A 22,751-nucleotide genomic window follows, 5' to 3' on the forward strand; every position below is an offset into this window, starting at 1 on the left:
GAATGCAAGACCCTGTTTCATGCAAAGGGTTTGGGTCACGATTGGTTTCCTGTTCGCGGTCGCGCTGTTGTCGGCGGCCGTCTGGTCTTATGGGTACCGGCAGGCGCTCTCTCAGCTTAGCGAGAAAGCCGAGGCCGATCTGGAGTTGGCGTCGGATCGTCTGAGCACTCAGTTGCAGGTCTATCAGGAACTTGCGGTGCTGATGGCCGAGCATCCCGCATTGCGGGCGTTGGACACCAGCGACCGGCGGCGGGCGGCGCAGGCGCTTCTGCTGGAGGTCGCGGACAAGACCTCGGCTGTGGATGTACTTTATGCGGACAAGACCGGGCGCGTTCTGGCCGCTGCGCGGGACGTGGTGAATGGCAACATGGCCGACCAGCCCGCGTTTCAACGCGCGCTACACGGCGCTCTCGGCAGTTCGCACGGGGTTTTGCGCGACACTGGAAACCGGATCTATTCCTATGCGGCGCCTGCGTTTTCCGAAGATGGTCAGGTAACCGGAGCCCTGATGGTCATCGCGGATGTCGAAGACGTTGAAAGCACGTGGCGCGGCAGTACCGAGGCGGTGTTCTTCGTGGATCGTGCTGGCTCGGTCTTTATTTCCAACCGGTCCGAACTGCTGTTCTGGCAACGTCCGCCGGGACAGATCGGCTTGCAGCCGGCTGATGGCAAGCCGGGCGCGTTTTCGTCAACACGCATGGGCCCGCATGAACTATGGTCGATCGGCTGGAGCTCATACCTGCCGGATCGCGCCCTGCACCTGACCCGCGATCTGCCTGTGATCGGAATGACTGGCGAAGTCTTGATGGATGTGACGCCGGCACGACGGCTGGCCGGATTGCAGGCCGCCGCGGTCGCAGCGATCTGCCTAGCCTTTGGCGCGTTGCTTTTTCTAGCGACCGAACGGAGGCGTACTCTGGCCGAAGCCAATGCGGTGCTGGAGAGCCGAGTGGCCCAGCGGACCCGCGCGTTGACGGCCGCCAACGTGGCTCTGCGCCGCGAGGTGGCCGAGCGGCAAGAGGCCGAAGCGGCGTTGAAACGCGCGCAGGACGATCTGGTTCAGGCCGGCAAGCTGAGCGCTCTGGGGAAAATGTCGGCGGGCATCAGCCACGAATTGAATCAGCCGCTGATGGCGATCCGGCAATACGCCGACAATGGCACGGCTTTTCTGGCGCAGGGCAAGCCCGAAAAGGCCCGCGAAAACCTGGGGCGAATCTCGGACATGGCTGCCCGTATGGCACGCATTATCAAGAACTTGCGCGCTTTTGCCCGCAATGAGAGCGAGCCGATGGGCAAGGTCGATCTGGTTCAGGTGCTCAATACGGCCGTCGAACTGACTGACGGTCGGTTGCGCTCGGACGGGGTCACGTTGATCTGGCAGCCGCCCAATGCACCTGTCTTTGCCTGGGGTGGAGAGGTGCGGCTGGTGCAGGTCTTCGTCAATCTGATCACCAATGCCGCCGACGCGATGACAGGTCGCGAAACCCGAAGCCTGACGATCACGCTGACCCGTGGCGAGCGGTTGATGGTCGCGGTGCGCGATACCGGCCCGGGCATTCAGGATCCCGATCGCGTTTTTGAGCCATTCTATACGACCAAAACCGTTGGCTCATCCGAGGGAATGGGCCTTGGCCTTTCGATCTCATACGGTCTGGTCCAGAGTTTCGGAGGAGAGATACGCGGCGCGAACATGCCCGACGGAGCAGAATTCACTGTTGAGTTGGAACCATTTGAGAAGGAAGCCGCGGCATGATCCGAACGGTTCTATTGGTCGATGATGACGCCGCCGTGCGCGAGGCGCTGGCCCAGACTCTGGAACTTGCGGACTATTCCGTAATTCCCGCTGGATCGTTTGTGGCTGCCAAAGACCATATCCGGGAAGATTTCCCAGGTGTGATTGTCTCGGATATTCGGATGCCGGGACGGGATGGGTTTCATCTTCTGTCCTATGCCCGCGAGGTCGACTCGGAGTTGCCGGTCGTTCTGCTGACCGGCGAAGGCGACATACCGATGGCGGTGCAGGCTATGGGGCAGGGCGCGTTCGACTTTCTTGAGAAGCCCTGCGCCGCCGCCGATCTGCTTGCGGTTCTGAGCCGTGCATTTGCCGCGCGCAGTCAGGTATTGGACCACCGGGCAGCCAAGCGCGAACTGGAGAAGGGCGATCCTGCGGCCCGCTTGTTGTTCGGTTTGTCACCGCAGGCTGATGCATTGCGGAACAGGGTGCGCAGCGTTGCCCCAACTCAGGCCGAAGTTCTGGTCACCGGACCGCCCGGCAGCGGTATTTCGAAAGTCGCGGAAGTCATCCATTTGATGTCACCCCGCGCGCAGGGGCCGTTCGTCAAGCGCCCGGCGTCAGGTCTGGGAGCGGATGCCCTGCAGACGATATGCAAGGATGCGGCAGCCGGATCGTTGTTTCTGGATGAAGTCTCGGCCATGCCCGAGTCGACGCAATATGCGGCCCTGGAGATGATCGAAAACGGGCCCGGGGTCCGCATCATCGCCGGAACAACCGCGGATCTGGCCGAGATGGCGGCCGAGGGTCGTTTCAACGCAGATTTGTTCTATCGGTTGGACGTGATGCGGGTGCGCGTACCGTCTTTGGCCGAACGCCCCGAGGACATCCCGGTGATCTTTCGCCACTACGTCGCCCAGGCGGCCGAGCAGGCCGGGATCGCGGTACCTGATGTCTCGTCCGAACACTTGGCGTCATTGATGGCGCGGGACTGGCCCGGCAACGCGCGTTCACTGATGTCAGCTGCGATGCGTTTTGTTCTGGGGATGCCCGAGGATGTTGCCGCCGCGGCCGATCTTGGGCTGAACGAACAGATGGCGCGCGTTGAGCGCTCGTTGCTGATTGCGGCCTTGGGTCGTCACAACGGAAGGGCGTCGGATGCGGCCAAGTCCCTGAAACTGCCGCGCAAGACGTTCTACGACAAATTGGCCCGCTACGGCATACGCCCTGAAGACTATCGGCGCTGACGCGGAACGATTCGCCCGATGATTCGATGTATGTGCGGTTTTTCGCACACTCGCGCATTTGGGTGTGCGGTTTCCCGCACAAATGTCTGCGATAACAAAATACTCATTGCGGATGTTCTATTTAAGCCAATGAAAAGTAATTAGAAAAACTGTCTTCTGCCAGTCGTTTTCGAAATGTTGAACGGTGACCGTCGATTCGTTTCACTCTTGCGCATCCGGCATCCGCATGGATGTCAAAGGAAGTTTCTTTGGAAGTCTGGGAGGAAAAGACAGATGAAATTCCTGGCAACAGCCGCCACCGCGCTTGCGCTTTCCGTTACCGCAACAGCGGGCTTCGCTGCCTGCGACGATGGCGAGATCGTCGTCAAGTTCGCGCATGTGACGAACACCGACAAGCACCCCAAGGGCATCGCCGCATCGCTGCTCGAGCAGCGCGTGAATGACGAGATGAACGGCGTCATGTGCATGGAGGTCTATCCGAACTCGACCTTGTACAACGACGACAAGGTTCTCGAGGCGATGCTGCAGGGCGACGTGCAACTGGCCGCCCCGTCGCTGTCGAAGTTCGAGAAGTTCACCAAGCAGTTCCGTCTGTTCGACCTGCCGTTCATGTTCAAGAACATCGACGCGGTTGATGCGTTCCAGGCCTCGGCGGATGGCCAGGCAATGAAGGATAGCATGCAGCGCCGCGGCTTGCAGGGTCTGGCGTTCTGGCACAACGGCATGAAGCAGATGTCGGCCAACAAGCCGCTGATCGATCCTTCGGACGCCAACGGACTGAAATTCCGCGTTCAGTCTTCGGACGTGCTGGTTGCGCAGATGGAAGCCATCGGCGGCAGCCCGCAGAAAATGGCCTTCTCGGAGGTCTATGGTGCTCTGCAGCAGGGCGTTGTGGACGGTCAGGAGAACACCTGGTCGAACATCTATGGCAAGAAGTTCTTCGAAGTTCAGGATGGCATCACCGAGACCAACCACGGCATCATCGATTATCTGGTCGTGACTTCGGTCGACTGGCTGGACAGCCTGGATCCGGAAGTGCGCGAGCAGTTCCTGACGATCCTGGCCGAGGTGACCGAAGAGCGCAACAAAGAGGCGTTTGCCGTCAACGAAAAGGCCAAGCAGGCCATCATCGACGCGGGCGGAACGATCCGCGAGCTGACACCCGAGCAGCGTCAGGCCTGGGTTGATGCGATGAAGCCGGTTTGGGACAAGTTCTCCGGTGACGTCGGTCAGGACAAGATCGACGCCGCTCAGGCGATCAACGCCGGGTTCTGATCCGACACGCAGGTGTGCTCCGACGGTCGCAAGCCCGCCGGAGCACATACCAGGCGGGCCCAATCGCGCCCTCCACCTCGATAAACCAACAAAAATGGGGACAGAAAGATGTCTGGTGCGAAAACCGGCCCCGGTGGGCTGGTCGACCGAATCGAAGAAACCCTGATCGCGTTGCTTCTTGGCCTGATGACGGCCGTGACCTTTGCCAACGTGATTGCGCGTTTCGTCTTCAACTCCAACATCCTTTGGGCGCTAGAGCTGACCGTATTCACCTTCGGATGGCTGGTATTGCTGGGGGCGTCCTACGCCGTCAAGAAGCACGCGCATCTAGGTGTGGATGCCATCCTGAACATGCTGCCACCGGCACCGCGCAGGGTATTGGCACTGATCGCGGTGGGGTGCTGCCTCGTATTCTCGCTGCTGCTGCTGAAGGGGTCCTACGACTACTGGGCGGTTTTTGCCGACCTGCCTCCGACCTCTGGACGCTGGTTCCCCACGGGCTTTGATTTCGACGCTCGTAGTCAGAGCTTCTACGAGGTGGACGACATCCCCATGGTCGCGCCGCTACGGTTCCTCGAAGACCTCATCAACTATGGCGAGTACTACGAGAAGCTGCCCAAGGTCGTGCCGTATTTCGTCCTGCCGCTGTCGATGCTGCTGCTGGTGATCCGCTTTGCCCAGGCCGGGCTGCAGATCCTGCGCGGTGAGGCCGACCGTATTGTCGCAAGCCACGAGGTTGAGGACGAGATCGAAGAAGTCCGGGCCCTTCAGGGAGAACACGACTGATGGATGTAGTACTACTTTTTGCCATGGTCGTGGGCCTGCTGCTGATCGGCGTTCCGATCGCAGTTGCCCTAGGGCTGAGCTCGACCCTGTTTCTTCTGATCTACTCGGACAGCTCGCTGGCTTCGGTTGCCGGGACCCTGTTCGAGGCGTTCGAGGGCCACTTTACCCTGCTGGCCATCCCGTTCTTCATCCTCGCATCGTCCTTCATGACGACCGGAGGGGTGGCGCGCCGGATCATTCGGTTCTCGATCGCCTGCGTTGGTCACCTGCCTGGCGGTCTGGCAATTGCGGGCGTGTTCGCATGTATGCTGTTCGCCGCGCTGTCAGGATCGTCCCCGGCCACCGTTGTTGCGATCGGTTCGATCGTGATCGCCGGTATGCGTCAGGTCGGCTATTCCAAGGAATTCGCAGCTGGCGTCATCTGTAACGCCGGTACGCTGGGTATCCTGATCCCGCCGTCGATCGTTATGGTTGTCTACGCGGCCGCGGTCGAAGTCTCGGTCGGCAGGATGTTCCTTGCCGGTGTCATTCCGGGACTCATGGCCGGGTTCATGCTGATGGTCACAATCTATGTGATGGCCAAGGTCAAGAACCTGCCGAAAGGTGATTGGAAAGGCTGGGGCGAGATATTTGCGTCGGCACGCGAGGCCGGTTGGGGTCTGTTCCTGATCGTCATCATCCTTGGCGGCATCTATGGCGGTATCTTCACACCGACCGAAGCAGCGGCGGTCGCGGCTGTATACGCCTTCTTCATTGCCAGCTTCGTCTACAAGGACATGGGGCCACTCAGCACCCAGGATGGTGAGCAAAACCTCTCGCTTGTGAAAAAGCCGCTGGCGCTGATCACGGCCTTTTTCCACCCCGACACCAAACATACGCTGTTTGAGGCCGGCAAGCTGACGGTCACCCTGCTTTTCGTCATCGCCAACGCGCTGATCCTCAAGCATGTTCTGACCGATGAGCAGGTGCCGCAACACATTGCCGGCGCAATGCTGTCGGCGGGTCTGGGGCCGATCACTTTCCTGATCGTGGTCAACGTGATCCTTCTGATCGGCGGTCAGTTCATGGAGCCCTCGGGCCTGCTGGTTATCGTGGCGCCGCTGGTGTTTCCGATTGCCATCGAACTGGGCATCGACCCGATCCATCTGGGCATCATCATGGTGGTGAACATGGAAATCGGGATGATCACGCCTCCGGTCGGTCTGAACCTGTTCGTTACGTCGGGCGTCGCGGGAATGCCGATGATGGCCGTCGTGCGCGCAGCACTGCCGTTCCTGGCCGTTCTGTTCGTCTTCCTGATCATGATCACGTACATCCCATGGCTGTCGACGGTGTTGCCAAACACCTTCATGGGCCCCGAGATCATTACGAACTAGACCGTCGCAATCGATCCGAACCGGGCAACCGGTTCGGGTCACTTTTTGCGCGGTCGGCCGGCATCTGCCAGGCCGCCTCGCTGAATGGCCGGGCTTGAACTCACCATCGGTTCTTCCCACATAGTGAACGAGGACGACCTCCCCACCATGGGTGATCATTCGGGACGACCCGAAGTTGATAGAGGTGTCCCCGATGTCCTGGATCTTTCTTCTTTTTGCCGGTTTGCTGGAAATCGTCTGGGCAGTTGCCATGAAGCAGTCTGCTGGATTCACGCGGCTCTGGCCGACCGTTGTCATGGGAGGCGCAATGGTCGGTTCGTTCGGTTTGCTGGCCCTGGCCATGCGCTCCTTGCCACTGGGAACCGCCTACGTGCTGTGGACGGGTATTGGCGCGGTCGGTGCGTTCCTGGTTGGTGTGATGTTTTTGGGCGAGGCACTGACCCCGCTGCGTGTCATCGCAGCGACACTGATCGTGTCCGGCATGGTCGCAATGAAACTTGCGTGACCGGCCGGTTGTTGACGCAGGCACCCGCGGTGGGCAGGCTGGAACCACCCTGATCACCGCAACCAACGAGTGCCGCAACATGCTGACCGATGATGATAAGCGCCTGATGCGCGTTGCCTACCAAGAAGCCAAAGCCGGATTCGATGAGGGCGGTTGCCCGATCGGATCTGTACTGGCTCGGAACGGCACGATCATCTCGCAGGGCCGAAACCAAAGGGTTCAGCAGGGGGATCCGATCGCCCATGGCGAGATGGATGCGCTGCGCAAGGCCGGGCGGCAGAAGACGTACCGAGATACCGTTCTGTATACCACCCTGTCTCCGTGCATGATGTGCGCCGGAACGATCGTTCAGTTCGGCATCCCGCGCGTGGTCATCGGTGACACGGAAAACTTCGGCGGCAACGAAGATTTCCTGCGCGATCGCGGGGTCGAGGTTGTTTTGGCCGAAGACCCGGACTGCATTGCCTTGATGTGCAGGTTCGTGACCGAACAGCCTGAGCTTTGGGCCGAGGACATCGCGGACTGAGCGTGCGTGGACCGGTCAGGCCTGTTCCAGCGCTGAAATGATGCCCGAGAAATCGCGCGCCTTCAGGCTTGCACCGCCGACCAGCGCGCCGTCCACGTTTGACACTCCGAAAATCTCCGCCGCGTTGTCCGGCTTGACCGAACCGCCATAGAGCAAACGGACCGACCGGCCGACACCTTCGCCAAATCGCCGTTCAAGTCTGGCGCGAATGAAATCGTGGACTTCTCCGATTTCTTCCAAGGTGGGAACCTTGCCGGTGCCGATGGCCCAGATCGGTTCATAAGCCAGGACGAGGTTCTCTCCGGTGGCAAGGTCCGGGATCGAACCGGACAACTGCCCGCCAATGATGTCGAGCGTATTGGCCGCTTCGCGCTGTTCAAGGCTTTCGCCGACGCAGATGATTGCGGTCAGGCCTGCGTTCATGGCCGCCCGGGCCTTGGCGCGGATATCGTCGTCTTTCTCGCCGTGGTCTTCGCGCCGTTCTGAATGCCCGACGATTACGCTGGTCGCGCCGGCGTCTTTCAGCATCTCGGCGCTCAGATCACCCGTATGGGCGCCCGAAACTTCGGCGTGGCAATCCTGTCCGCCGATGGCGACGCCCGAGCCTTGCACGGCTTGTCCGGCCCGGTGGATCAAAGTTGCCGGAGGGCAGATCAGAATATCGACCGTCGGAGAAGGGTGCGTTGCAGTCAGCGTGTCCAACTCGGACAGAGCAGCCCCGGTTCCGTTCATTTTCCAGTTTCCGGCTGCCAGTCTGCGTCGCATAGCGGGGTCTCCGTGATCTTTCGTGCGTTTCTATCCAGTTAGCACCCGGATCAAGGCCTGACAATTGCGCTTGGGCGGCTGCGCGCGGGCGAGGCGCGTCACGGATCGATCTGGGTGGACTCAACCAGACGGCGCCGGCGGCAGTTCACCTGCCCACAAACGTTGCAGGCTTTAGGTGACTCAGCGCTGTTCGGCCAGGTTTTCGTCGAACTTGATCGACTCGCCGCAGCCACAGGCATCGACGACATTGGGATTTTTGAACTTGAACCCGGATTCCAGCAGCGAGACCTCGTAGTCGATCTCGGTTCCGAACAGAAACATCTGAGCCATCGGAGCGATCATGACCCGCGCCCCATCCTGTTCGACCACTTCGTCATGCGGATCCGGCTGATCGACATACTCCATGGTATATTCCATACCGGCGCAGCCACCTTTCTTGACGCCAATCCGCAGACCGGCATGGCCACCCGACGTCATCAGGCGGAGGATCTGCTCTGCAGCTTTGGGCGTCATCGTCACGGCCTGTTTGCCGGGAATGCCGAACATCGTCGTCTCCATTTTCGCGCGTTATACCTAATCTAAGGCCGCAAGGGCCCGGGCTCAAGAGAGCGCGGAGCCACAAGTTTGCTCATCGCCAGTTTTGACCGTACCGTACGGGCAGTGGGCAGGGTTTGCCGATGAGATCGAATTGACAGCAGAACAAGGTGGGTTTCGATGATGTTGCGGATTTCAAATAAGATTGGCTTGTGCCGGCAGGTTGCGTTTCTGGCTCTTCTGGTGGCCAGCAGTGCCGTTCATGCAGCGGGCGATCACAAGCGGCACCCGGTGAATTGCTCGACCGCCGAAGGCGACCTGCGTGCAATTGCGGCGGAAAAGAAACATGCCGAGGATCAGCAGGCAGAAAGTGTGGTCGCGATCACGCCGGCCGGGGCGTTGCTTGGATTGATCTCTGGAACAGAACAGAAGCGGTTGCAGATGCTGTCGGGTGACTATGTCAAGAAACTGGACGACCGCGCCGCCGAGATCAAAGCGCAGTGCAACGTGAAGTAAGTGCACCTCAGCGAGTAAAATAGGGCCGCTCTCGGGCAAGAACGGCCCAGTATTGCAGAGCCTCGGCAGGGGGGCGGTAGACGCTCCAACGTGGTCGCCATTGACTGCCGGAGCATATTTGAGTTGCCGAGTTCCTGTGACGGGTCCGACTGCGAAGCCCGCGTTGTACTTGTTACGCAGCGACGTAACGGTTCGACGACCGATCCGTGACAACTGGGTTTCAGGTTTGTGACGTTTCCCGCGCGCTCAGCGCGGCAGGCGCTTACATAAAGCCAAGTTCCAGCCTGGCTTCGTCGGACATCATCTCCATGCCCCAGGGTGGTTCCCAGGTCAGTTCGACATCCACCTCCTTGACCCCGGCAACGGGCTCGATGGCCTCGACGATCCAGCCGGGCATGTCACCGGCTACCGGGCAGCCCGGAGCGGTCAGGGTCATGATGACTTTGACTGCGTTGTCGCTGCTGATGTCGATCGTGTAGATCAGTCCAAGGTCATAGATATTGACCGGAATTTCAGGGTCATAGACAGTCCTGCAGGCCTCGACCACGGATTCGTACAGAGGGTGCTCAACGGTCGAAGGCGCAATCAGGGGCGTACCTTCAAGCTGTTCGCTGGGGTGGGTCATGAATGCCTCGGGTTGTTACCTGAGCAATTATATAGGGAAAGCTGAAGGCAGCGTCCAGAGGGGGCAGGGCGCCCCGCTACAGGGCGCCGCACCGGTCAGTCGTTGATGTCGTGGTCAAACGTCCTGACTTGCCCATGTGGCAGCGCGAACATGCGCCGCAGAACGAGCCATGCGATCAACGACAAGGTGGCGAAGATCAAAAGCAGGACAGGAAGGTTCGGCGCCAAGCCGGGGATGACCAGAAGGATGCCGGTGATAGCCGCGCCGATAGCGAAGCCAAGGAAGATGAAACCCGGCAAGGCCACTTCCAGAATGCCCAGCGCCAGTGCGGCTGCCAGCCATACCCACCATGTCAGCCAGACCGGATCTGCCATCATTTGCCTCCCTTGAGCATTTTGAAGGCATCGCCAAACGCTTCGAGCGCATTTGCGGGCACAACAATCGTCTGACTGCCTCCGCTTTTGCCCATCGCATTCAACGCCTCAACTTGTTTCAGCGCAACCTGATACTGGGCGGCTTCGATCCCGTTGTCCTGGATGGCCTTTGCGACGACGCCGGTTGCATAGGCTTCCGCGTCCGCCTGAACGCGACGCGCCTTGGCGGCTTGTTCCGCTGCATACAGCTCGGCGTCGGCCTGCAGTTCGACCGCGCGTTTCTGGCCCTCGGCTTCGGTCACCTGAGCGCGACGGGCGCGTTCGGCATTCAACTGCTGAAGCATGGCGTCGCGGGTCGCCTGATCCAGGTTTACGTCCAGAATTTCGGCGCGGGTTACCTCGATCCCCCAGTCGTCAACTGCGGTTTCGACGCTTTCTTGAATGCGTTCAATCAGTTGCGCGCGATTGGACTGAACCTCGTCCAGGTCCATTTTGCCGATTTCGGCCCGCACGATACCAGCAACGGTCGTTGCGATGGCGCCGTCGACGTCGCGAATGCGGTAGACGGTCTTTTCCGGCTCGAGGATACGGTAGAAGACCGATGTATCGATCTGCACCAACACGTTGTCTTTGGTGATCGCGTCCTGCGTCGCATTGGGCAGCTGACGTTCCAGGATGGATATCTTGTGGCGCGCAACGTCCAGAAAAGGAACGATAAAGTTGATCCCGGGCCCCAGCACAGAGTGGAGGCGTCCGAACCGTTCGACCACGTATTTCTCGGATTGTGGAACGATCTTGATACCCTTGAGGATGATGACGACGACCAAAGCCGCCCCAAGCAGGTAGATGATGTTCGATGTTAGCAGTCCGATGATCTGGTCTTCGTTCATTTCTGTCCTCATTTTTTGTGTACGATGGTATACATTTGGGGATTGAAGGGCTGAATTTCAACTCAGCTATGAAATGAACCGAACAGGATATCCATGCAAGGTAATTGGTACAAAGCACGGAGATTTCGGGTTGTGGCTGCTTTGCATCCGCCGTTGATTGCGCTATCGGGGCGAAATGAAACTGATTATCGACACCGACCCCGGCATCGACGATGCCATGGCGATCGCCTACGCCGCCGCCGCTCCTGAAATTCACCTGATCGGCCTGACTACGGTCTTTGGCAATACGCATGTCCAGCAGTCCAGCCGGAACGCACGGTTTCTTGTTCACAAGCTTGGGTTGGACATACCTGTTGCGCAGGGCGCAGCGTTTCCATGGGAAGCTGATGCGCACACGCCCTCTCGGCACGTGCATGGGGATGAGGGTTTTGGCGATGTAATCGATGTGCCCGAGATCGGCGCGAACCACGACCTGAGCGCAGCCGAGTTTCTGGTCGAGATGGCCCGGCGCTACAAGAAGGATCTAACGGTGTGCGCGGTTGGGCCGCTGACCAACATTGCCAATGCGATGCGTCTGGATCCGGATTTCGCTCAGAACATCGGCCAGTTGGTCATTATGGGCGGTGCAGTCTTCTGTCCTGGCAACATCACCGATCACGCCGAGGCGAATATCTATCACGATGCGAAAGCCGCAGACGAGGTGTTTGCCCAGCCCGCTCCGACGGTTCTGGTGGGCTTGGATGTGACGTTGAAAACGCTCTATCGCGCGGTTGATTTTGAGGAACTGGCGCGACGTGCGCCTCAAATCGGTGGATTTCTGAACGATATCTCTCAGTTCTATCTGGATTTCTACCGCGATGTTGCCGGGTTGGACGGTTGCGGTCTTCATGACTCGACCGCCGTCATCGCCTGTTCGCACCGTGCGATGTTCGAAATTCATGAAACAGGTTTGAAGGTGGTCACCGATGGGCCCGAGGTTGGGGCAACCCGGCCGGACCCGTCTCGCCCATCATTGCAGGTTTGCTGTGACGTCGTTGGTCAGCAGGTGGTGGACCTGTTCACGCAAAGGGTTGCCAGCTTGCCCTGACGGGTTGCAATGGCCGGGCAGATCGGGCAAAGCCTGCTCGGTTCAGCGACCCGAGGCGATGACATGACCCAGCGTTTCTCATTCGAATTGAAGGCTACCGACGGCAAAGCCCGCACCGGCGTGATCCGCACGCCGCGGGGCGAGGTGCGCACGCCGGCTTTCATGCCCGTGGGCACGGCCGCCACGGTCAAGGCGATGATGCCCGAAAGCGTGCGCGCCACGGGTGCCGACATCCTGCTGGGCAACACCTATCACCTGATGCTGCGGCCCACGGCCGAACGGATCGACCGCCTGGGCGGCCTGCACAAATTCATGAACTGGGAGCGCCCGATCCTGACCGACTCGGGCGGGTTTCAGGTGATGTCCCTTGCGGGCCTGCGGAAGCTGACCGAAAAGGGCGTGACCTTCAAATCGCATATCGACGGGTCCAAGCACGAGTTGACACCTGAGCGGTCGATGGAGATCCAGCGCCTGCTGGGGTCGGACATCGTGATGTGTTTCGACGAATGCCCAGCCTTGCCCGCCGATCGCGACCGGATCGCCGAGTCGATGCGCCTGTCGATGCGATGGGCCGAACGGTCCCGCGAGGCTTTTGGCGATCGGCCCGGCCATGCGCTGTTCGGGATCATGCAGGGTGGGTTGGAGCGCGACCTGCGCGAGGAAAGCGCCGAGGCGCTGAAGGCCATCGGGTTCGAGGGATATGCCGTTGGTGGCCTCGCGGTGGGCGAGGGGCAGGACGCCATGTTCAGCTGTCTGGACTATGCGCCCGATTTCCTGCCAACCGACAAGCCGCGTTATCTGATGGGCGTGGGTAAGCCCGATGACATCGTGGGCGCCGTGGCGCGCGGGATCGACATGATGGATTGCGTGCTGCCGTCGCGCTCGGGACGGACGGGGCAGGTGTTCACCCGCCGCGGCGTCGTGAACATCAAGAACGCACGCCATGCGGACGATCCCCGCCCATTGGACGAACAGTGCACGTGCCCATCCTGCTCGAATTACTCTCGTGCCTATCTGCACCATGTATTCCGGGCCAATGAGATGATCTCGGGCATGCTGCTGACTTGGCACAACCTGCACTATTTCCAAGAAATCATGCAGGGCATGCGCGACGCCATCGCCGCCGGTTCCTTCGGAGCCTGGCAGGCCGAGTTCCACGCGCAACGGGCGCAGGGCGATATCGAGCCCCTGTAGCCTGTCTGTTCCGGTGACAATCGCGGGGTTTTCCGGTATTCTGAGCCAACTTTGCTCAAAGTTGTTTTTGTGACCCGGAGATCTTTTGATGTTCCGCTTTTTCCTCGGCGCAGTCATTTTTTGCGCATTCCCTGCCATTGCAGACGTCTGGACCTTTGAAACCCCATCCGAAAACATTCAGTGTTCGGTGGGCGAAAGCGCCGAGTCCTCGGATATTCGGTGCACGATCATAGAAAAGAACGGGCCTCCGGCGTTACCGCGACCCGCAGATTGTCAATCTGACTGGGGGCATGACTTTCAGATGTTCGACACCGGTCCCGTGAAAATGCTGTGCCAGCCGCTGAACCGGAACCGGGACGGATTTGACCGTGCGGAATACGGTGTCACCGGTCGGTTCGGAGGATTCACCTGCGCCTCTTCCACGAAAGGTCTGGAATGTCGCAACCGGGACGGCCACGGGTTTTTTCTGTCTCGGGCGATGCAGCGGGTGTTCTGACCCTGAATTTGCGCATTGCATATGCATGTCGCACTAATTTCGGTGGATATGTCCCCGGGACATCTTGCAGTCCCGAAAACCTCGGTTCATGCTGCGACACATTACATGGCGGTAAGGTTGAAAAAGGGCGATGAGGCCCCACCTTTATCGTCCAAGACAGGAGATGGCCGGATGTTGCCTCGATGAGGGACAAGCGCCATCTTGCCAACGATAAGGATAGAGCATGCAAGAGCCTCTGAACTCCTCATACCCCGTTCTGCCGCTGCGCGATATTGTGGTGTTCCCGCATATGATCGTGCCGCTGTTCGTGGGGCGTGAAAAGTCGGTGCGCGCGCTGGAAGAGGTGATGCAGGATGACAAGCAAATTCTGCTGTCCAGTCAAGTTGACCCCTCCGTCGACGACCCGACCCAGGACGGTATCTACCGCAGCGGCGTTCTGGCAAATGTCCTGCAGCTGCTCAAACTGCCCGATGGCACGGTCAAAGTGCTGGTCGAAGGGCAGGCACGCGTCAAGATTTCGGAGTTCATTGAGAATGAAGAATTCTTTGAGGCCCGCGCCGAATACCTGACCGAGATCCCCGGCGACGTTACGACGACGCAGGCGCTTTTGCGCACTGTCGCCGATGAGTTCGAGCGGTACGCCAAAGTTCGAAAGAACATCCCGGAAGAAGCCCTGACCGCCGTCAGCGAGACAACCGATCCGGCGAAACTGGCCGATTTGGTTTCGGGTCACCTTGGCATCGAGGTCGAACAGAAGCAGGACCTGCTGGAAACGCTCAGCATCAGCGAGCGTCTGGAAAAGGTCTATGGCCTGATGCAGGGCGAGATGTCGGTTCTTCAGGTCGAGAAGAAGATCAAGACCCGCGTCAAGTCGCAGATGGAGAAGACCCAGCGCGAATACTATCTGAATGAGCAGATGAAGGCCATTCAGAAGGAGCTGGGCGATGGCGAGGACGGCGCGAACGAGATCGCCGAGCTGGAAGCCAAGATCGCCGAGACCAAGCTTTCGAAAGAAGCCCGCGAAAAGGCGGAAGGCGAGCTGAAAAAGCTCAAGAACATGTCGCCGATGTCGGCCGAAGCGACCGTGGTGCGCAACTATCTGGATTGGATCCTGTCGCTGCCTTGGGGCACCAAGTCTCGGGTCAAGAAAGACCTTGGCCGGGCGCAGCAGATCCTCGATGCCGATCACTATGGCCTCGAAAAGGTCAAGGAGCGGATCGTCGAGTATCTGGCGGTTCAGCAGCGCTCGAAGAAGTTGAAAGGCCCGATCATGTGCCTTGTCGGCCCTCCGGGCGTGGGCAAGACCTCGCTTGGGAAGTCGGTCGCCAAGACCACGGGGCGCGAGTTCATCCGCATCTCGTTGGGTGGGGTGCGCGATGAATCCGAGATCCGCGGACACCGCCGGACCTATATCGGCTCGATGCCCGGCAAGATCATCCAGGCGCTGAAAAAGGCGAAAACCACGAACCCGCTGATCTTGCTCGATGAAATCGACAAGATGGGGCAGGATTTCCGTGGTGATCCGGCTTCGGCCATGCTCGAGGTGCTGGACCCGGAACAGAACAGCACGTTCATGGACCACTATCTTGAGGTCGAATACGACCTGTCGAACGTGATGTTCCTGACCACGTCCAACAGCTACAACATGCCTGGGCCGCTTCTGGACCGGATGGAGATCATTCCGCTGGCCGGCTACACCGAGGACGAAAAGCGCGAGATCGCAAAGCAGCACCTGATCTCGAAGCAGGTGAAGAACCACGGGCTGAAAGCCAAAGAGTTCGAGCTGACCGATGAGGCGCTGACCGCGATCATTCGCACCTATACCCGCGAGGCCGGTGTGCGGAATCTTGAGCGCGAGATTGCCAAGGTGGCGCGCAAATCGTTGACCCGGATCATCAAGAACGAGACCGACCGGGTTGTCGTGACGGCTGAGAACCTGCACGAGTTCCTGGGTGTACCCAAGTTCCGTTACGGTTTGGCTGAACAGGATGATCAGGTCGGCGTTGTGACCGGTCTGGCCTGGACCTCGGTCGGTGGCGACCTGCTGCATATCGAGGCGTTGAAGCTGCCAGGCAAGGGTCGGATGAAGACCACAGGCAAGCTGGGCGATGTGATGAAGGAATCCATCGACGCGGCTTCGTCCTATGTGCGGTCGATTTCGCCTCAGATCGGGGTCAAACCGCCGCAGTTCGACAAGATCGACATCCATGTGCACGTGCCTGACGGCGCGACTCCCAAGGATGGACCCAGCGCCGGCCTGGCGATGGTGACTTCGATCGTGTCGGTTCTGACCGGTATCCCGGTCCGCAAGGACATCGCCATGACGGGCGAAGTTTCGCTGCGTGGCAACGCCATGCCGATCGGCGGGTTGAAGGAGAAACTGCTCGCAGCTTTGCGGGGTGGCATCAAGACGGTGCTTATTCCGGAAGAGAACGAAAAGGATCTGGCCGACATCCCCGACAACGTGAAGGAAGGGCTGGAGATCATCCCGGTCAAGCACGTGTCCGAAGTTCTGGAGCGCGCACTGGTGCGCAAACCTGAGCCGATCGAATGGGATGAGGCCGCCGAAGAAGCCGCGGCCGCAGCGGCCAAGGCTTCGGATAACAGTGGACCATCAGCCACGGCGCACTGATCTGAAAACAACGAGAAGGGCGGGGAATAATCCCCGCCCTTTCTGATTCAAAGCCCGATTACAGGTTTTGATGGGTCCAGAACTTCTTCCTCGTCTATGTAGCGCTGGAATTTCTCAGGGGGTAGGGCGGACCGGACTGCGATCCAGAAAATCGCCGATGACAGCAGAGCGCAAAACAAGATGTCCCACCCGAACGGGATCAGGTGCAGCGCGCCGTCTCCGAATTGACCAAGAAACGAGATCAACCCCAGTCCAGCCAGATAGGGCGCGAGCCACAAGGCCTGTTTGAGATCCATCTGTTCCAGGCGTCCCCGAAACCGCGCCAAAAGCAGGAGCAGTCCGATCAGAAGGGTGATGCCCAGGCGCCAGACCGTATCCCAGCCGCTCCAGTAGACGATCAGAGTTGCAATCGCAAAGGCCAGCATTCCGACAAAACCAACCGCTGGAACGCGGATCGAGCGGGGCCTGTCTGGCAATAGGCTGCGCAGGCATACAACGGCGATGGGGCCGACGGCGAAGGACAGGACGATCGCTGCCCCGTTCAGGGCGATCACCGTCTCAAAGGGAATGGTCAAAAGGAAAAGAGTGCCAATCAGGAAGTTGAGCACCAGCGCCCAGATGGGCACGCCAAATGCCGACAGGTGTTGGATGCGCGCGGGCAGAAACCCGTTCTGCGACAGGGCCATCGCGATCCGAGCGTTCGAGCCGGTGGCCACGAGGGCGTTTCCGAACGGTCCGATCACCGAGCCGACGTTTAGGATGCTGATGAACCACAATATCCCGACGGACATTATGACCCCGTCCAAAGGGCCTTCTCCGGCAAAACTCAGCTTGGCCCAGCCCTGCGCCAGCATCTGAGGGTCGAGCGAGCCGATGAAAGCGATCTGCAGGCCCAGATAGATCGCCGCACACATGATGATCGACAATACAAGCGCCGCCGGAATGTCGAATTTCGGGTTTCGCACCTCGCCTGCCATGTCGACCACATGCCTGAACCCGATGAACGAGAAGATTACACCACCGGTCGAAACGGCGGCCATTATTCCCTTGAGCCCATACGGTGCGAACCCCTCGGGCTGCGTGAAGTTCTCGGCATTGAAACGTGAAAGGATCAGCACCACGGACAACAGGATTGGAATGGCCACTTTTGCGCTTGTTATCATTGTGTTGACCCGCGCAAAGAACTTTACGCCAAGCATGTTGATCAGGACGAAGAACACCATGAATGCCAAGGCCACAGCCTGTCCGGGCGCGGTCAGGTCACCAGATGGCGCATGCAGCCAGCGTGCATAGGGTGCGAGGTAGGACAGCATCGCCTCGACCTCGATCGGAGCGGTCGTGTTGTACCCGATCCAGGCAGTCCAACCCATCGTCATGGCGACGATATTGCCGTGTGAAAACTGCGGAACCCGAGCGATCCCTCCGGGGATCGGCAACATGGCAGAGATTTCGGCGAATGTGATGGCCAGAATGAACATTGCGACGGCCCCGATTACCCAGGACAAAACCGCCGCGGGGCCAGCGTGCTGAACGGCCAGAAGCGGCCCGAACAGCCAGCCTGAGCCAATGATTCCTCCGACAGATATGAATGTCAGACCCACCAGGCCGATGTCGCGCTTTAGTTCGGCCATGCACGTCCCTGATTACCATGCCGGTGCTGCACCGGCCCGAACTCAAGGATAGACGCCGAGTCTCATCCGTTTCAAGCGTTGAAAAAGAGAGGGAATGGTGGGTGATAAGAGATTTGAACTCCTGACATCTTCGATGTGAACGAAGCGCTCTACCACTGAGCTAATCACCCGTAGGGCGCCGTATTACAGTGCTTTCTATCCGGCTGCAAGAGGGGAGGCATGCGGTTTTTTTCCATATCCGGACAAGACCGTTTGGGTCCTGTGACTGGGCTTTTTCCCTGTCCGATAGTTTTGAGCGTCTAACAAGTGGCGCAGCCCAAATGCGGTTAATGCAGCGAGCCAGCTGCGCCAGATTGAAACCGAAACAAATGAAGCCTTGGTATGAACCAGACACTGATCGCTGAATTCGTCCCGGAACTAGGAAACGACTGCAACGTGGACGGCTATGAAAGCCAAGCGATTTGTGTCGAGGGGGATTTTGCAGGGCAATTGTTAGCAGTAGAATCTGCCGTCTGACTTTTCGTTGGCGAGTTCGAAGTTTTTTGACGGCTCGGCGATGGCAACCAAGGGTTAAGGTGTCTCCGCACCGGCGCTATCCCAAAGGAGCATGCCAAACGCGCTCGGGAACAAATTTTCCGGTTCGTGCAAAAAACTTGAAAACGCCGCTTGACGATGCCCGGGCGTAGCCATAATACACCCCAACGTTCAGCAATGAACGGGCAGCGGGCGGTTGTAGCTCAGTTGGTTAGAGTACCGGCCTGTCACGCCGGGGGTCGCGGGTTCGAGCCCCGTCAACCGCGCCATCGCTGCCAGCCTTTGATCCAGGCAAACGGATCGACATAGACCCTAATGCGCGGTTGTAGCTCAGTTGGTTAGAGTACCGGCCTGTCACGCCGGGGGTCGCGGGTTCGAGCCCCGTCAACCGCGCCACTTCTCCTTGAAAGTCGTTGCGTTCCCTGTGGACACAGGGTTGCTTTTCTGGACAATCGGTCCCGGCAGGTAGCACGCAGTCGGGGTTTTCGATGGTCAGCTTGAACCGCGTCGTCATGGTTCGTCAAAGCAAGAAATGGATAGGGAGTCTGGGACCCGAGGCGCTGGATTGCGCCGAAATTTCGGGAAAATGGGGAACGCAGTTCGGGTTTCGCAGCCATACCCAGATCTGGCATCGTCAGCACGATATCTGCAAAGGCCCGCTGATGGATGAGCGTGGGGAGGTTCGACAATTCGATCTGATCTTGGCCAACCAGGTCTGGGAACATCTTGACCGGCCCTATGAAGCCACTCTGAACGTGCTCGAAATGCTGCGGCCGGGAGGGTGGTTTTGGTTGGCCGTGCCGTTCTTCATCCCATTCCATGCCGCACCGCACGACTGTTCGCGCTGGTCGGCGCGGGGATTGCGCAACCTGCTGACCGAATGTGGCTTTGATCCGGAAAGTATTCAGGCTGCGCAATGGGGCAACCGTCAGGCGGGTTTGCGGAACCTCGAACCGGTCTGGCCGCCTGTCTATGACCCTGAAACCGACAGCCTGGAAAACGACCCGGATTTTCCGATCTGTGCCTGGGCCATGGCGCGAAAGCCCGAAGACGGGTGACCCAAGCGGAGAAAATCTGCTCGTTCCCACTTTGTTCTAACTTTTCGGTTGGAGACTCAGCGTCGCTCGCCTATCTCTAGGACACTTGTGTGTTGGGGGCCTGGATGCCTGAGCTGAAGAATATCGAGGTGCGCGGTGCGCGCGAGCACAACCTGAAAAACATCGACGTGGACATTCCGCGCGATCAGCTGGTTGTCGTCACGGGGCTGTCCGGTTCAGGCAAGTCGTCCTTGGCGTTCGACACGATCTATGCCGAGGGCCAGCGCCGTTATGTCGAAAGCCTGTCGGCCTATGCGCGCCAGTTTCTGGACATGATGGAAAAGCCCGATGTGGATCACATCAGCGGCCTGTCCCCGGCGATCTCGATCGAGCAGAAGACCACGTCGAAGAACCCGCGTTCGACCGTGGGAACGGTTACCGAGATCTATGATTATCTGCGCCTGCTGTTCGCGCGCGCAGGCACGCCCTACAGCCCCGCCACCGGTTTGCCGATCGAAGCCCAGCAGGTTCAGGACATGGTCGATCGGATCATGGCGATGGAGGAGGGCACCCGAGGCTATCTGCTGGCGCCCATCGTTCGCGACCGCAAGGGTGAGTACAAGAAAGAGTTTCTGGAACTGCGCAAGCAGGGGTTCCAGCGTGTCAAGGTCGATGGTCAGTTCTACGAACTGGACGAGCCGCCGACGCTGGACAAGAAGTTCCGCCATGACATCGACGTGGTCGTCGACCGGATCGTCGTGCGCGAGGGGATGGAGACTCGCCTGGCCGACAGCCTGCGCACCGCGCTGGACCTGGCCGATGGTATCGCGATACTGGAGACTGCCCCGCGCGAGGGCGAGCCCGAGCGCATCACGTTCTCCGAGAACTTTGCCTGTCCGGTCAGTGGGTTCACCATCCCCGAGATCGAACCGCGCCTGTTTTCGTTCAACGCGCCCTTTGGGGCTTGCCCGGATTGCGACGGGCTGGGGGTCGAGCTGTTTTTCGACGAACGGCTTGTGGTGCCCGATCAAACGCTGAAACTGTATGACGGCGCGCTTGCCCCGTGGCGCAAGGGCAAGTCGCCCTATTTCCTGCAGACGATCGAGGCGATCGCGCGCCACTATGAGTTCGACAAGAACACGCCGTGGAAGGACCTTCCGGCGCATGTGCAGCAGGTGTTTCTGCATGGCTCGGGCGATGATGAAATCCAGTTCCGCTATGACGAGGGCGGACGTGTCTATCAGGTGACCCGCAGCTTTGAAGGCGTGATCCCGAACATGGAGCGCCGCTATCGCGAAACCGACAGCGCGTGGATCCGCGAGGAATTCGAGCGGTATCAGAACAACCGTCCCTGCCACACCTGCGAGGGTTATCGCCTGCGCCCCGAGGCGTTGGCCGTCAAGATTGCCGGGCTGCATGTCGGCCAAGTGGTCGAAATGTCGATCAAGGAAGCTCTGGCCTGGGTCGAGGACGCGCCGGACCACCTGAGCGCCCAGAAAAACGAAATTGCCCGCGCGATTCTGAAAGAGATCCGCGAGCGGTTGGGGTTTCTGAATAACGTTGGTTTGGAATACCTTACGCTGTCTCGTTCAAGTGGTACCCTGTCAGGCGGCGAAAGCCAGCGCATCCGGCTGGCCAGCCAGATCGGCTCGGGCCTGACCGGGGTGCTTTACGTGCTGGACGAACCCTCGATCGGGTTGCATCAGCGCGACAATGACCGCCTTTTGGGCACGCTGAAGAACCTGCGCGATCAGGGCAACACCGTGATCGTCGTCGAGCATGACGAGGAAGCCATCCGCGAAGCCGACTATGTGTTCGACATCGGCCCCGGTGCCGGCGTGCATGGCGGGCAGGTGGTCAGCCACGGCACGCCCGAGCAGATCGCGGCCGATGCGGCCTCGATTACAGGGCAGTATCTGTCGGGGGTTCGGGAAATTCCGGTGCCCGCCGAGCGGCGCAAGGGGAACAAGAAAAAGGTAACGGTTGTAAAGGCTTCGGGCAACAACCTCAAAGACGTGACGGCCGAGTTTCCGCTGGGCAAGTTCGTCTGCGTGACCGGGGTGTCGGGCGGCGGCAAGTCGACCCTGACGATCGAGACGCTGTTCAAGACCGCCTCGATGCGTCTGAATGGTGCGCGTCAGACGCCTGCGCCCTGCGAAACGATCAAGGGGCTGGAACATCTGGACAAGGTGATCGACATCGACCAGCGGCCCATCGGGCGCACGCCACGGTCGAACCCGGCCACATATACCGGCGCCTTCACCCCGATCCGCGACTGGTTCGCCGGTCTGCCCGAGGCGAAGGCGCGGGGCTACAAGCCCGGGCGGTTCAGTTTCAACGTCAAGGGCGGGCGCTGCGAGGCCTGTCAGGGCGACGGAGTCATCAAGATCGAGATGCATTTCCTGCCCGACGTCTATGTCACCTGCGAGACCTGCAAGGGCGCGCGTTACAACCGCGAGACGCTCGAGATCAAGTTCAAGGGCAAGTCCATCGCCGACGTGCTGGATATGACGGTCGAAGACGCGCAGGAGTTCTTCAAGGCCGTACCCTCGATCCGCGACAAGATGGATGCGCTGGCCCGGGTCGGGCTGGGCTATATCAAGGTCGGCCAGCAGGCAACGACCCTGTCGGGCGGCGAGGCGCAGCGAGTCAAGCTTTCGAAAGAGCTGGCAAAACGTTCGACGGGCCGGACCCTGTACATTCTGGACGAGCCCACAACCGGCCTGCATTTCGAAGATGTGCGCAAGCTGTTGGAAGTGCTGCATGAACTGGTCGATCAGGGCAATACTGTCGTCGTGATCGAACACAATCTGGACGTGGTGAAAACCGCCGACTGGATCATCGACATCGGCCCTGAGGGTGGCGATGGCGGCGGCGAGATCGTTGCCGTGGGCGCCCCGGAAGAGGTCGCCGAATGCGAGCGCAGCCACACCGGGCGATACCTCAAGCCGATGCTGAACCCCGAACGCGTGGCGGCCGAATAGGCTGC

21 protein-coding genes and 3 tRNA genes are annotated in these 22,751 nt (G+C 59.6%); 17 read left to right on the top strand and 7 right to left on the bottom strand.

What is annotated here, in order from left to right:
- The first annotated feature begins 19 nt into the window (after positions 1 to 19).
- The 7 genes from K3752_RS07490 (at position 20) to K3752_RS07520 (ending at position 7,447) form a co-directional block, all read left to right on the top strand.
- Positions 20 to 1,753 carry an ATP-binding protein gene (locus K3752_RS07490; protein ID WP_260065926.1) on the top strand — a complete coding sequence of 578 codons (1,734 nt, stop codon included), beginning with the start codon at positions 20 to 22 and terminating at the stop codon, positions 1,751 to 1,753.
- On the top strand, positions 1,750 to 2,979 hold the full coding sequence (locus K3752_RS07495; protein ID WP_170403364.1) for a sigma-54 dependent transcriptional regulator: 1,230 nt from the start codon (positions 1,750 to 1,752) through the stop codon (positions 2,977 to 2,979). The genes K3752_RS07490 and K3752_RS07495 overlap by 4 nt, the downstream gene beginning before the upstream one ends.
- A gap of 273 nt (positions 2,980 to 3,252) precedes the next feature.
- Positions 3,253 to 4,254, top strand: a complete 1,002-nt coding sequence (locus K3752_RS07500; RefSeq protein ID WP_170338828.1) for a DctP family TRAP transporter solute-binding subunit — start codon at positions 3,253 to 3,255, stop codon at positions 4,252 to 4,254.
- 108 nt (positions 4,255 to 4,362) lie between these two features.
- A complete protein-coding gene (locus tag K3752_RS07505; RefSeq protein WP_170338826.1) occupies positions 4,363 to 5,040 on the top strand; it encodes a TRAP transporter small permease in 678 nt (225 codons plus the stop codon).
- Positions 5,040 to 6,416 carry a TRAP transporter large permease gene (locus K3752_RS07510; RefSeq protein WP_170338824.1) on the top strand — a complete coding sequence of 459 codons (1,377 nt, stop codon included), beginning with the start codon at positions 5,040 to 5,042 and terminating at the stop codon, positions 6,414 to 6,416. The genes K3752_RS07505 and K3752_RS07510 overlap by 1 nt, the downstream gene beginning before the upstream one ends.
- 193 nt (positions 6,417 to 6,609) lie before the next feature.
- Positions 6,610 to 6,921, top strand: coding sequence for a multidrug efflux SMR transporter (locus K3752_RS07515; RefSeq protein WP_170357657.1), 312 nt, complete (start codon positions 6,610 to 6,612; stop codon positions 6,919 to 6,921).
- A complete protein-coding gene (locus K3752_RS07520; protein ID WP_260065930.1) occupies positions 6,914 to 7,447 on the top strand; it encodes a nucleoside deaminase in 534 nt (177 codons plus the stop codon). The genes K3752_RS07515 and K3752_RS07520 overlap by 8 nt, the downstream gene beginning before the upstream one ends.
- Positions 7,448 to 7,462: 15 nt before the next feature.
- On the opposite strand, the gene tpiA is transcribed toward K3752_RS07520, so the two are convergent.
- Positions 7,463 to 8,212, bottom strand: a complete 750-nt coding sequence (gene tpiA / locus K3752_RS07525; protein ID WP_260065932.1) for a triose-phosphate isomerase — start codon at positions 8,210 to 8,212, stop codon at positions 7,463 to 7,465.
- 180 nt (positions 8,213 to 8,392) lie between these two features.
- On the bottom strand, positions 8,393 to 8,758 hold the full coding sequence (locus K3752_RS07530; RefSeq protein WP_170338817.1) for an iron-sulfur cluster assembly accessory protein: 366 nt from the start codon (positions 8,756 to 8,758) through the stop codon (positions 8,393 to 8,395).
- Positions 8,759 to 8,929: 171 nt separating this feature from the next.
- Between K3752_RS07530 and K3752_RS07535 the strand changes: the two genes are divergently transcribed.
- Positions 8,930 to 9,262, top strand: a complete 333-nt coding sequence (locus tag K3752_RS07535; protein ID WP_170432889.1) for a hypothetical protein — start codon at positions 8,930 to 8,932, stop codon at positions 9,260 to 9,262.
- A 262-nt stretch (positions 9,263 to 9,524) separates the two neighbouring features.
- Here the strand turns inward: K3752_RS07535 and K3752_RS07540 are convergent, their stop codons facing one another.
- The 3 genes from K3752_RS07540 to K3752_RS07550 form a co-directional block, all read right to left on the bottom strand.
- Entirely contained in the window at positions 9,525 to 9,887 is a 363-nt protein-coding gene (locus K3752_RS07540; protein ID WP_170339389.1) for an SUF system Fe-S cluster assembly protein, read from the bottom strand.
- 95 nt (positions 9,888 to 9,982) lie between these two features.
- Complete coding sequence (locus tag K3752_RS07545) at positions 9,983 to 10,261, bottom strand: NfeD family protein (protein WP_260065936.1); 279 nt, start codon at positions 10,259 to 10,261, stop codon at positions 9,983 to 9,985.
- On the bottom strand, positions 10,261 to 11,151 hold the full coding sequence (locus tag K3752_RS07550) for an SPFH domain-containing protein (RefSeq protein ID WP_260065938.1): 891 nt from the start codon (positions 11,149 to 11,151) through the stop codon (positions 10,261 to 10,263). The genes K3752_RS07545 and K3752_RS07550 overlap by 1 nt, the downstream gene beginning before the upstream one ends.
- 175 nt (positions 11,152 to 11,326) lie before the next feature.
- On the opposite strand from K3752_RS07550, the gene K3752_RS07555 reads away from it, so the two are divergent.
- From K3752_RS07555 to lon, 4 genes are all read left to right on the top strand, one after another.
- Positions 11,327 to 12,238, top strand: coding sequence for a nucleoside hydrolase (locus K3752_RS07555; RefSeq protein ID WP_260065940.1), 912 nt, complete (start codon positions 11,327 to 11,329; stop codon positions 12,236 to 12,238).
- Between the two features lie 63 nt (positions 12,239 to 12,301).
- Positions 12,302 to 13,432, top strand: a complete 1,131-nt coding sequence (gene tgt / locus K3752_RS07560) for a tRNA guanosine(34) transglycosylase Tgt (RefSeq protein WP_260065942.1) — start codon at positions 12,302 to 12,304, stop codon at positions 13,430 to 13,432.
- 88 nt (positions 13,433 to 13,520) lie between these two features.
- The gene (locus tag K3752_RS19540) at positions 13,521 to 13,928 is read left to right on the top strand and encodes a DUF6636 domain-containing protein (protein WP_311201684.1); all 408 of its coding nucleotides are present in this window, start codon (positions 13,521 to 13,523) and stop codon (positions 13,926 to 13,928) included.
- Positions 13,929 to 14,151: 223 nt separating this feature from the next.
- Complete coding sequence (gene lon / locus K3752_RS07570; RefSeq protein ID WP_260065945.1) at positions 14,152 to 16,560, top strand: endopeptidase La; 2,409 nt, start codon at positions 14,152 to 14,154, stop codon at positions 16,558 to 16,560.
- 47 nt (positions 16,561 to 16,607) lie between these two features.
- Here lon and K3752_RS07575 read toward each other — a convergent pair whose 3' ends face one another.
- The gene (locus K3752_RS07575) at positions 16,608 to 18,191 is read right to left on the bottom strand and encodes an APC family permease (RefSeq protein WP_260065947.1); all 1,584 of its coding nucleotides are present in this window, start codon (positions 18,189 to 18,191) and stop codon (positions 16,608 to 16,610) included.
- Between the two features lie 95 nt (positions 18,192 to 18,286).
- Positions 18,287 to 18,361, bottom strand: a tRNA-Val gene (locus tag K3752_RS07580).
- 211 nt (positions 18,362 to 18,572) lie between these two features.
- Between K3752_RS07580 and K3752_RS07585 the strand changes: the two genes are divergently transcribed.
- The 5 genes from K3752_RS07585 (at position 18,573) to uvrA (ending at position 22,746) form a co-directional block, all read left to right on the top strand.
- Complete coding sequence (locus K3752_RS07585; protein ID WP_260065949.1) at positions 18,573 to 18,707, top strand: hypothetical protein; 135 nt, start codon at positions 18,573 to 18,575, stop codon at positions 18,705 to 18,707.
- A 210-nt stretch (positions 18,708 to 18,917) separates the two neighbouring features.
- Positions 18,918 to 18,994: transfer RNA gene (locus K3752_RS07590), tRNA-Asp, on the top strand.
- A 50-nt stretch (positions 18,995 to 19,044) separates the two neighbouring features.
- Positions 19,045 to 19,121, top strand: a tRNA-Asp gene (locus tag K3752_RS07595).
- A 92-nt stretch (positions 19,122 to 19,213) separates the two neighbouring features.
- Complete coding sequence (locus tag K3752_RS07600; protein WP_170363554.1) at positions 19,214 to 19,783, top strand: methyltransferase domain-containing protein; 570 nt, start codon at positions 19,214 to 19,216, stop codon at positions 19,781 to 19,783.
- Positions 19,784 to 19,887: 104 nt separating this feature from the next.
- Positions 19,888 to 22,746, top strand: coding sequence for an excinuclease ABC subunit UvrA (uvrA, locus tag K3752_RS07605; RefSeq protein WP_260065951.1), 2,859 nt, complete (start codon positions 19,888 to 19,890; stop codon positions 22,744 to 22,746).
- Positions 22,747 to 22,751: the final 5 nt, after the last annotated feature.

Origin of the sequence: Ruegeria sp. B32 (assembly GCF_025141855.1) — a bacterium.
Lineage (GTDB): Bacteria > Pseudomonadota > Alphaproteobacteria > Rhodobacterales > Rhodobacteraceae > Ruegeria > Ruegeria arenilitoris.

Coding starts and splice junctions, on each gene's coding strand:
- K3752_RS07490 (WP_260065926.1), top strand. CDS start 20: ATGCAAAGGGTTTGGGTCACGATTGGTTTCCTGTTCGCGGTCGCGCTG.
- K3752_RS07495 (WP_170403364.1), top strand. CDS start 1,750: ATGATCCGAACGGTTCTATTGGTCGATGATGACGCCGCCGTGCGCGAG.
- K3752_RS07500 (WP_170338828.1), top strand. CDS start 3,253: ATGAAATTCCTGGCAACAGCCGCCACCGCGCTTGCGCTTTCCGTTACC.
- K3752_RS07505 (WP_170338826.1), top strand. CDS start 4,363: ATGTCTGGTGCGAAAACCGGCCCCGGTGGGCTGGTCGACCGAATCGAA.
- K3752_RS07510 (WP_170338824.1), top strand. CDS start 5,040: ATGGATGTAGTACTACTTTTTGCCATGGTCGTGGGCCTGCTGCTGATC.
- K3752_RS07515 (WP_170357657.1), top strand. CDS start 6,610: ATGTCCTGGATCTTTCTTCTTTTTGCCGGTTTGCTGGAAATCGTCTGG.
- tpiA (WP_260065932.1), bottom strand. CDS start 8,212: ATGCGACGCAGACTGGCAGCCGGAAACTGGAAAATGAACGGAACCGGG.
- K3752_RS07530 (WP_170338817.1), bottom strand. CDS start 8,758: ATGTTCGGCATTCCCGGCAAACAGGCCGTGACGATGACGCCCAAAGCT.
- K3752_RS07535 (WP_170432889.1), top strand. CDS start 8,930: ATGTTGCGGATTTCAAATAAGATTGGCTTGTGCCGGCAGGTTGCGTTT.
- K3752_RS07540 (WP_170339389.1), bottom strand. CDS start 9,887: ATGACCCACCCCAGCGAACAGCTTGAAGGTACGCCCCTGATTGCGCCT.
- K3752_RS07545 (WP_260065936.1), bottom strand. CDS start 10,261: ATGGCAGATCCGGTCTGGCTGACATGGTGGGTATGGCTGGCAGCCGCA.
- K3752_RS07550 (WP_260065938.1), bottom strand. CDS start 11,151: ATGAACGAAGACCAGATCATCGGACTGCTAACATCGAACATCATCTAC.
- K3752_RS07555 (WP_260065940.1), top strand. CDS start 11,327: ATGAAACTGATTATCGACACCGACCCCGGCATCGACGATGCCATGGCG.
- tgt (WP_260065942.1), top strand. CDS start 12,302: ATGACCCAGCGTTTCTCATTCGAATTGAAGGCTACCGACGGCAAAGCC.
- K3752_RS19540 (WP_311201684.1), top strand. CDS start 13,521: ATGTTCCGCTTTTTCCTCGGCGCAGTCATTTTTTGCGCATTCCCTGCC.
- lon (WP_260065945.1), top strand. CDS start 14,152: ATGCAAGAGCCTCTGAACTCCTCATACCCCGTTCTGCCGCTGCGCGAT.
- K3752_RS07575 (WP_260065947.1), bottom strand. CDS start 18,191: ATGGCCGAACTAAAGCGCGACATCGGCCTGGTGGGTCTGACATTCATA.
- K3752_RS07585 (WP_260065949.1), top strand. CDS start 18,573: ATGAACCAGACACTGATCGCTGAATTCGTCCCGGAACTAGGAAACGAC.
- K3752_RS07600 (WP_170363554.1), top strand. CDS start 19,214: ATGGTCAGCTTGAACCGCGTCGTCATGGTTCGTCAAAGCAAGAAATGG.
- uvrA (WP_260065951.1), top strand. CDS start 19,888: ATGCCTGAGCTGAAGAATATCGAGGTGCGCGGTGCGCGCGAGCACAAC.